Origin of the sequence: Planococcus sp. A6, assembly GCF_028823615.1 — a bacterium.
Taxonomy (GTDB): domain Bacteria; phylum Bacillota; class Bacilli; order Bacillales_A; family Planococcaceae; genus Planococcus.
Map to the genome: position 1 here is coordinate 1 of NZ_JAPEHT010000226.1, position 2,566 is coordinate 2,566.

Annotated in this window: 3 protein-coding genes; 1 reads left to right on the plus strand and 2 read right to left on the minus strand. The window is 47.9% G+C overall.

Features of this window, described 5'->3' with window-relative positions; genetic code table 11:
- Both ON064_RS17970 and ON064_RS17975 read right to left on the minus strand, forming a co-directional pair.
- On the minus strand, window positions 1-933 hold a 933-nt coding region (locus ON064_RS17970), incomplete at its 3' end, for an ABC transporter permease (RefSeq protein WP_274625837.1).
- On the minus strand, window positions 911-1,834 hold the full coding sequence (locus ON064_RS17975; protein ID WP_274625838.1) for an ABC transporter ATP-binding protein: 924 nt from the start codon (window positions 1,832-1,834) through the stop codon (window positions 911-913). The genes ON064_RS17975 and ON064_RS17970, both read right to left, overlap by 23 nt.
- A 145-nt stretch (window positions 1,835-1,979) precedes the next feature.
- Between ON064_RS17975 and ON064_RS17980 the strand changes: the two genes are divergently transcribed.
- Entirely contained in the window at window positions 1,980-2,399 is a 420-nt protein-coding gene (locus tag ON064_RS17980) for a hypothetical protein (RefSeq protein WP_274625839.1), read from the plus strand.
- Window positions 2,400-2,566: the final 167 nt, after the last annotated feature.

The following is a 2,566-nucleotide window of genomic DNA, read 5'->3' on the forward strand; positions in this document are numbered from 1 at the left end:
GACGTCGCGTTTTGAAAATGTCCAATAACTGATCAACATAAAGACAAGGAAGTAGACAGCCAATACGATTAACGACATGGTCATCGTGATATCCGAGATTGGCATGAAGCCTGTATAAAATTGCGTCAAATCGGTATGTGTGAACAAATAGTATTTGACGATTTCAAAATCCTGCAACAAGAAGACGAGTTGCACGCCGACAAACATCAGGAAAATCGACACGCCAATCGCAAGTGAGCTGGAGCGGAAAACCGTCCCGAGCATAAATGCGAAGGTCCCGATCATCCATGTGCTTGCCAGGCTGAGTGCGGATAGTTTCAATGCTTCAGCCCAGTAAGAGCCTTCCACAACTTCTGATCCGTTCCACACGAGGAAGGTCCCGTCACCAGTTCCGAAGAAAATCCAGCTGAATAACGCGATCGATACGAAAGTAAGGATGGCAAACAACAAGCCGAACAACATAGTTGCGATATATTTAGATGTCAGCACTTTCCATCTTTTTACAGGGCGTGTCAGCAGCATTTTGATCGTCCCTTGAGAAAACTCAGAAGCAACGATTCCTGCCCCGACAATGACCGTGAATAAAGTGACAAGGGACAGCATCATATGTCCATCAAGCACTTGCTGCTGCAAGGATTCGACTTTGAAAGGCGCGGCATCATTCGCTAAGCGGTATTCTGCAATCGCGGCTTGGCCTTCATAATACTCTTGTTGGGCTGGGCCGAGGTCCGAATTCTGCAATTGATCCTGGTACATCATCATGTCCATCGTCGCCATTTCCTGCCAATCGCTTTCCGGTGCAGGTGAGGTCGATTCGATCCATTTGGTGATGCCGGCATTTGCCAATAAGATGACGATCAATAGAACTGCCATGATCCATGTCGCTTTTTTACTCCATAATTTCATCCATTCATTTTGTGTGAGCTTGAGCAATTTCGCCGCCTCCAGTCATTTCTAGGAATTGATCTTCTAAAGTCGTGCGGTGCGGCTGGACAGCGTATAAATCGACACCTGCAGCAGTGAGCAATTTGATGGCGCCCGGGATGTGCTCCGGTTCTGTATCGATCAGATAGCCATTTTCATGCGGGTGCACCGTGAAGCCGATTTCTTCGAGCACTTGTTTCGCCTGCTGGGCTGGCTTGGCTTCTATGTAATAGCGGGATTGCTGGTGTTCGTTGACATTTTTGATGTCGATCAATTCACCGTTCTGGATAATAGCGATGCGGTCGCACAATAATTCGATCTCCGACAATAGGTGGCTGGAGACGAAGATGGCGACATCGTTCTCACGTGCCACTTTGCGCAAATACATGCGAAATTCGCGGATGCCTGCAGGATCCAGGCCGTTTGTCGGCTCATCCAAAATCAAGAATTCCGGATTGTTGAGCAGTGCCTGTGCAAGGCCAAGGCGCTGGCGCATGCCGAGTGAATACGAACCAACTTTTTCCTTGATGCGGTTTTGCATCCCGACTTGCTGAATCACTTCGTCGATGCGTGCTTTTGTCACGCCTTTATGCATGCGCGCGAAATGCACCAGGTTTTTATAGCCGGACATAAATTTGTACATCTCCGGATTTTCCACAATGACGCCAACTTTTTCGATGCTTCCCTCAAAATCGGTGCGGATCGATTTGCCGCCGATCAGGATATCGCCTTGCGTGGGCTTCATCAACCCGACCATCATGCGGATCGTTGTCGTTTTGCCCGCCCCGTTAGGGCCGAGAAACCCAGTGATTTCCCCTTTATGGAGATCCAAGTTCAAGTTTTTGATGATCTGCTTTTTGCCGATCGTCTTTGAGAGCTTGCGAATCTCAACAATTTTTTCATTGCTCATATGAGCCACCTCTTTCCATTTTGCTTCCTTCAGTACTAACGATTCATTTCCCGGAAAGTTTCAGTTTTCTGGAAATCGGACAGGCTTAACTATCCCCTTAGCGGGAATAAACCAATTAACAACGAATTTACGGAGGGTTTGCCTTATGAATGAATTGCAGGAAAAAGAGCAAGTGCTCATGGCGTATTACGCCCAGTACTATAAAGGTGCATCTTTGGAGGAAATTCAGGAACTCGACCGCCGCTTGTCGCAAGGTATCGGGGAAGAACAGTATAAAAAGGCGATGGCCGAATTGAAAGAACAAGGGTTGGTCCGTGGCTTGGATGCGGTCGAGGAAAGAAATCAAGACGGCGTCGACTCCCCGATGGCGACAAACGAAGGCATGCTTTATATCAATGATGTGCTCAATCTCCAATCGGATGCGGTAGAAGATCACCAGCTCGATTATTTAGCGAAGCATCTGGAAACCAGCCACCTGGAACTGACGCTGGATCCGGTGAAGACCTATATTGAGTCAGTCGTCAAAGAACAGGCGGATGAAAAGCCGAACGACAATACGCCTTGAATAGTTGAAAGCCGCTTCTTGAAAAAGAAGTGGCTTTTTTGTGTGAAAAATAGTTGGCAAATATTCAACTGCAAGATGGAACAAGACTCGGGGAAGCGGAGTGGAAAAGCTTCCGCTTACGACTGCGTTACAGGGGCACGCTTTCCGGAGGGCTCGCATTGAGCCGC

Excerpts from the sequence above, each read along its gene's own strand:
- ON064_RS17975 (WP_274625838.1), bottom strand. The coding sequence starts at position 1,834 with ATGAGCAATGAAAAAATTGTTGAGATTCGCAAGCTCTCAAAGACGATC.
- ON064_RS17980 (WP_274625839.1), top strand. The coding sequence starts at position 1,980 with ATGAATGAATTGCAGGAAAAAGAGCAAGTGCTCATGGCGTATTACGCC.